The organism is Westiellopsis prolifica IICB1, assembly GCF_004323185.1.
In the GTDB taxonomy this organism is placed as follows: Bacteria; Cyanobacteriota; Cyanobacteriia; order Cyanobacteriales; family Nostocaceae; genus Pelatocladus; species Pelatocladus prolificus_A.
Window position 1 is genome coordinate 2,836,860 of record NZ_NAPS01000001.1, and the last position, 6,439, is coordinate 2,843,298.

Sequence of the window (6,439 nt, forward strand, 5' to 3'; positions counted from 1 at the left end):
TAAGACTGAGTTTAAGTTAAGAAACATTACAAAAAAGCCTTAAAAGTCTTATACTTTCGTAAGTATGTATTTTTCATGAACTGATTCGTAATATTTCGCAGCATTGACAACCCCACCCCCTTTTGACGCAAAATGATGCGGCTTACCTTTTTAGTCTGCTCTGATGTCTGTACAACACAATTGTTGGCAAGCAAAGAAAGATGCTACACACTCTCATCCTGTGGCTATAACGCAAAGCAATATTTCCTAGTCAACGCACACCGCCAAGGAGAAAAACCTCATGAATACAACTGTTAGCATATTTACAGAAATTCCTGAAACACTGCACGAATCTCTCAAAACCTACTTAGAAAAGCATCCTGATTGGGATCAAAATCGGGTCTTAACGGCGGCGCTGTCATTGTTTTTACTCCAAAATGGAGATAGCGATCGCCATGCTGCTCGTGTATACTTAGAAACTTTATTTCATCACTGCTAAATATCAATACTGTGTACTAAATTATGCCTCAAAGCTAATTTAGTAGACATCTTGAGTTATGGGTGTTTCGATTAGCAGTGCAATTAAGTGGACAATGCTCTTTAACATCAGATTTAACACTTGTGCGCTTAGATTAAATATTCTTGCGTTAGGACTGTCCAGGGTCAACAGTCCAAAGTCCAAGCTAGTCTTTGACTCGGACTGTTGACTTTTGACAACCTGATCGCAAAATATACTATTTAAATGCATAACAGCTTATTTGGCTGTTTTCTGTTCCCTACGCCACTAACTAGCAACCGATCGCCTCACCTTGTGCCAAATTAACCCAGCAACAATCAATCCTAAACCGAGTTGCCAGATTGAGGATTCTACCCAAAAAGCTAAGAACAGACAAGATAAAAGACCTAAAACAGCTATCCATCTGGGATATAGTCGCTCTTGGGGACTCAATTGTAAAGCAGCAAAGTTAGTAATTGCGTAGTAAATTAGGACGCTAAAAGCACTAAAAGACCATGTTGTCTTGACATTACCGACTAAAACCAAAAGAGCGATCGCAACTCCTATAACTATTACAGACCAATAGGGAGTAGTTTGTTGTTGATTTAAACGTGCTAAAAATCTTGGTGCGTCGTGACGACGTCCCATCGCCAGCAATACGCGGGATAAGCCTAAAATCAAGTTCAGCAGTACGCCCAACATTGCTGTCATCGCCCCAATGGCTAATACTAAAGCACCGCCAACACCAGTAATCTTTCGAGCTACCACTTCCAAGGGTGCAGCTTTTGTTTGCTGGACAGCATCAGCTAAAACATCTACCCCAGAAGCCCCTATTGTAACTGTCGCCACTGCTATATATAACAGCATTGTCAGCAACAAACAAACTATCATGGCTTTGGGAATTGTTTGTCTTGGCGATCGCGCTTCTTCTCCTAAAGTTGCAATCCGACCATAGCCTGTATAAGCAACAAACATCAAGGCGCTAGCATGGAAGATATCTGCAACAGAACCTGTAAAAAAAGGTGTGAAATTCTCAACGCTTCCTTGGATCGCACTGGGAAGACAAGCCAGAATCAAAAACCCTAAAGATAAAAGCGTCACAGAGACGATCGCGATATTGGCAAAATTTGAGCGACGGATACCATTTAAGACTATCAGCGTCATGACTACCACAGCTAAAAAGGCGATCGCCACAACCCAACGAGAATTTATACCCAGAATATTTAATAAATAGCCAGCAAAACCTAAAGCAGCAGTAGCAGCAGAAGCTGTTTTCGCCACTAAAAACATCCAACCAGCAGTAAAACCAAAAGCTGGAGTCAGATATTTGTAACCATATTCATAACTACCACCACTTAAGGGATGATTTGCAGCTAGTTGGGCGCTGCTGAGTCCATTAAAAGTAGCAACAATCGCTCCAATTGCTACAGCTAAAATCACAGCTGGACCAGCAATTCCAGCTGCAATCCCAATACTTACAAATACACCTGTACCAACAATTGAACCTAGTCCCATGAGAGTGGCGCCAAACACCCCTAACTCTCGTTTCAATTGTGGTTGTGGATTGCTTACAGACATGGTTTTTTTATCCCCTTGTCCAAATAACATGACTACAGGAACATTGGCATCTATTTATATATAACAAGATCCCCCACTTCTTAAAAAAGCCGGGGATCTAAGCTCTCGGATTCTCACAAATCATCTAGGATTGCTATATAGAAATTTACGTTATCTTAACTAAAACATAATTTTTTACTGTTAATATCATCAATTTTAATTATTAATTTTAAACATTGGAAAAATTAAAACTATAGCATTCTGAAATTATTCGCTCCAGACAAAATCACCTACTTCTTAAAGAAGTCGGGTATCTGGGCTTATAGAACTTCACAGCATAAAATGTTCCAAAATTATCTTTAAATCTATAAATTTATAATGTTGGTTGCTCTAATTATTTACCAAAATATTTTATTTACTAGTTCTTGATGTTCAATTAGTTTTTTATAGAGTTTGTAAAATTCACCTAAATGACAATTTGTTATTGATCATTTACGCGCAATTACTTATATATTTGTTATTAGATTGATATTTAATGCCATTTGTATTTATTAAAAGTATGAAGATAAGCGTAATTATACCGTGTTTAAATGCTGCTGATACTATTGCTGTTCAACTGGAGGCACTTGCCCATCAAACATGGTCACAGCCGTGGGAGGTGATTATTGCTGATAATGGTTCTACTGACAACACGCTATCAATAGTAGAACAGTATCAAGCATCATTACCGAATCTCCGTATAATTGATGCATCTAATCGCAAAGGAGCAGCCAACGCTCGCAACTTAGCAGCCGAAGTAGCCAAAGGTGAATCACTGGTATTTGTTGATGCAGATGATGAAGTTGCGCCGGGATGGTTAGCAGCGATGGGTGAAGCACTTTCCCAATACGATTTTGTCACCGGAGCGCACGAATTCAAAAGACTGAATGACGCGGAAGTGAGAAGATGGTATCAAGCAGATGAATGGTCATCAGGAATTGTACAAAATCCCTACTTACCCTTTGCTGGTGGTGGTAATCTGGGAATTAAGCGCTCAATTCACAATGCGATCAATGGCTTTGATGCAACACTGCTGCAAGTAGAAGATGTTGATTATTGTTGGAGAGCGCAACAAGCAGGAGCAAAACTTCATTACGTACCAGAGGCGATCGCTCATATCCGGTTACGCGCTAATTTGAGCGCTTTATATAAAAGAGCTTGGGGTATGGGTACTTCTGAGGCATTACTATATAAAAAGCATCGAAAACTGGGTATGCCTCAATTGATGCCTTGGAAAGTATTTGTCAAAACTCCAGTCATTTTGGTTTTGGAACTTTTGTCTCTAAAAGTCCGTACTAAAGAAAGCTTCGCGAGATGGTTAATGAGTCTTGCTTGGCGGGGAGGACAGCTACGTGGTTGTATCAAGTACAGATATCTACCCATTTAGGCATTTTTCAAACAACCTCTGATGCACAAAGAGTTTTCAAATAATGCCAATTACTGATGAGCTTGCATAAAAAAATAAGTCTAAATTCTTTTCATAGCAAGAGTTTTGCTTGTAGTTCACTCCATGCATTTCACATGAAATTGGTATTATCCGAAGCATATTAGATAGAGTTTTCTTGAATTCACATCACAGATAAATTTATCCTGAGGATTGAATTTTCTTAATCTTATAAGAAAGTCATAATTGATATATTTTTATATATTGATGTGAATCCAAGAGAGCATTACTTGTTATGAAGGTAAGCGTCATTATACCGTGTTTAAATGCAGAGAAAACTATAGCTGTTCAACTTGAAGCACTTGCTCATCAACAATGGTCACAACCATGGGAAGTGATCATTTCTGATAATGGTTCGACTGACAACACATTATCAATTGTAGAAGAATATCAGACGCGTATACCTAATTTGTGTATCGTTGATGCATCTGATCGTACGGGTGCATCACATGCTCGGAATGTGGGTGCAAAAGCAGCAAAAGGTGAATCACTGCTATTCATTGACGCTGATGATGAAGTTGCACCTGGATGGTTAGCAGCAATGGGGGAAGCACTTTCTCAATACGACTTTGTTACTGGCCATAATGATTACAACAAGTTAAGTGATCCCTGGGTAGTAAAGTCTTATCAACTTGAAAATGGTACTGGAGTAATGGAAAATACATACTACCTACCATTTGCAGGTAGCGGTAATTTAGGCATCAAACGTGCTATTCATGAAAAGATTGGTGGTTTTGATGAAACGCTATATCAAAGCGAAGATGTAGACTATTGCTGGAGAGCAAGTTATGTAGGAACTAAACTTCACTATGTACCAGATGCGATCGCTCATATTCGGTTACGTGATAATTTAGCTAGCATATATAACCGTAGTTGGGATGTGGGTACAGGTGTAATTTTAGTGTATAAAAAACATCGTCCCCTTGGGATGCCGCAAATGGTGACATGGAAAACTTTGTTAAAAACATCAGTCATACTGACGATACAACTTTTACTTTTGCAAATCCGTGACAAAGAAAGTTTAGCCAAATGGTTAATGAGTTTTGCTTGGCGTGGAGGGCAATTGTGGGGTTGTATTAAGTATCAATATTTACCGCTTTAATTGCCCCTAAAAGTGTAATATCGCTAAACAGAAATTTTCACTGTCTCAACTGTATTGCCGCAATATTGAATAGAGGTTTAGTATTTCTAAACCTCTGCTAAAATCCTGTCAATCCAAAGTCCAAAATCCCAAATTATTTGACTACTAAATCTTTTTATAATTTGTAACATGTCCATAACAACAATACCTTCTCAAATATTAGGAAAGCTCACAAATACTTTGCAATTTATTGAAGTAGAAATATTATTTGACTGGATTTTACCGAAAAAAAGTCAAACACTAACAGTGACCGAGAAATCAACATTAGTGTTTGCTCCTCACCAAGATGATGAAACTTTAGGTTGTGGTGGTTTGATTGCACTCAAGCGTGAACTTGGAGTTCCAGTCAAAGTTGCTTTTCTGACTGATGGACATAAATCTTATTTGCACATTAAACCAGAAGATATTGTTCAAGTTCGCAAACAAGAAGCTCGAGAAGCACTAAGTATATTAGGTGTCGCACCATCAGATGTGTATTTTATCGATCAACCTGATGGTGAGTTACGTCAATTATCTCATGAACAGAAACTGCATACTATCAATCAGTTAGTTCAACTATTGCAGTCCTTTCAACCGGAAGAAATCTATGTTCCCCATCAAGAAGATCGACACTCAGATCATGAAGCTACTTATGAATTGGTGAAAGATGCACTCAGCAAATCTGGAATCAAAGCTCAACTTTTTCAATATCAAGTCTGGTTATTTTGGGGAAGACCAGTGCTTTTTCAGGTAGATTTAAAAAAGCTAGGTCAGTCTTATATCTTACCTATAAAGTCTGTGCTAGAAAAAAAACGACAAGCTATCCAGGTTTATCGTTCTCAACATCACATCTTTCCTCGTACCTTTCTCAAACGATTTTTTAAACCGAAGGAAATATATTTTAAAAGCTAATTTCTAGCATCCCAAATAAAAAACCTGCGATTGAAATCGCAGTCTGATAGCTCAACTCTGCTTTAAGCAGACTATTTGATTTTAACAGGACTTACGCAAGATGTGACCGAAAACCTTATTCTTGCGTAGCTGTAATTCATGAATTACCGCAAATGCGCGTTATGTTTTGCGTAATACAATTTCACAAAAATCTTGATACAAATACAGGTGTGTAGAGACGTAGCAATGCTACGTCTCTACAAAATTCATATGTATCGCTATTAACGTGAAATGGTATAAGTCCTGTTTAAGAAGTCGTCTTCAGGCGACTTATGCTCTTAGCTAAGGGTTTTAAACCCTTAGCTAAAAAATTGGGATGCTCCTGTTCCCCGTTAAGAGTTCCCTTTTAATATAATTAAGCTTCTACTTTCACACCCCGCCAGAAAGCAACATAACCCTCAATCTGCTTTGCTTTCTCTTTGGTAGTGGGATAGTACCAAGCTGCATCTTTGTTCACTTGTCCATCAACTTCAACACTGTAGTAGCTAGCGACACCTTTCCAAGGACAAGTGGTGTGGGTGTCACTCTCTTTAAAGTACTGTTTCTGAATCGAGTCAGCAGGAAAGTAGTGATTACCTTCGACGACAACAGTATTATCACTTTCAGCTAAAACAGTACCATTCCAGATTGCTTTTGCCATAAGTAAAAAACGCAAATAAACTTTACATATACATTATGCTGTTTATTGATGGTGTCTGGGAAATGGTATAAAGGCGATCGCAACCAACTAACTCCGCCAAAAACTTAATGTATCGACCTACATTGTTAATGTACCGGCTTACATTGTTAATGTATCGACTTACATTGTTAATGTATCGACTTACATTGTTAATGTATCGACCTACATTGTTAA

General features: G+C 38.3%; 6 protein-coding genes. 4 read left to right on the forward strand and 2 right to left on the reverse strand.

The genetic code is table 11. The annotated features are described in order from the left end of the window. Positions 1-280 precede the first annotated feature (280 nt). Positions 281-478 carry a DUF2811 domain-containing protein gene (locus B4U84_RS11740; protein ID WP_017313148.1) on the forward strand — a complete coding sequence of 66 codons (198 nt, stop codon included), beginning with the start codon at positions 281-283 and terminating at the stop codon, positions 476-478. Positions 479-763: 285 nt separating this feature from the next. On the opposite strand, the gene B4U84_RS11745 is transcribed toward B4U84_RS11740, so the two are convergent. Next, entirely contained in the window at positions 764-2,053 is a 1,290-nt protein-coding gene (locus B4U84_RS11745) for an APC family permease (RefSeq protein WP_131117998.1), read from the reverse strand. A 538-nt stretch (positions 2,054-2,591) separates the two neighbouring features. On the opposite strand from B4U84_RS11745, the gene B4U84_RS11750 reads away from it, so the two are divergent. The 3 genes from B4U84_RS11750 to B4U84_RS11760 all read left to right on the forward strand — a co-directional run bounded on the left by B4U84_RS11750 (position 2,592) and on the right by B4U84_RS11760 (position 5,547). Next, positions 2,592-3,458 (forward strand): glycosyltransferase family 2 protein, encoded by an 867-nt coding sequence (locus B4U84_RS11750; RefSeq protein ID WP_026082139.1) that lies wholly within the window; start codon positions 2,592-2,594, stop codon positions 3,456-3,458. A gap of 292 nt (positions 3,459-3,750) precedes the next feature. Beyond that, the gene (locus B4U84_RS11755) at positions 3,751-4,617 is read left to right on the forward strand and encodes a glycosyltransferase family 2 protein (protein ID WP_131118001.1); all 867 of its coding nucleotides are present in this window, start codon (positions 3,751-3,753) and stop codon (positions 4,615-4,617) included. Positions 4,618-4,785: 168 nt separating this feature from the next. After that, positions 4,786-5,547, forward strand: coding sequence for a PIG-L deacetylase family protein (locus B4U84_RS11760; protein WP_017313144.1), 762 nt, complete (start codon positions 4,786-4,788; stop codon positions 5,545-5,547). Between the two features lie 394 nt (positions 5,548-5,941). On the opposite strand, the gene B4U84_RS11765 is transcribed toward B4U84_RS11760, so the two are convergent. After that, entirely contained in the window at positions 5,942-6,226 is a 285-nt protein-coding gene (locus tag B4U84_RS11765) for a DUF427 domain-containing protein (protein ID WP_131118004.1), read from the reverse strand. Positions 6,227-6,439: the final 213 nt, after the last annotated feature.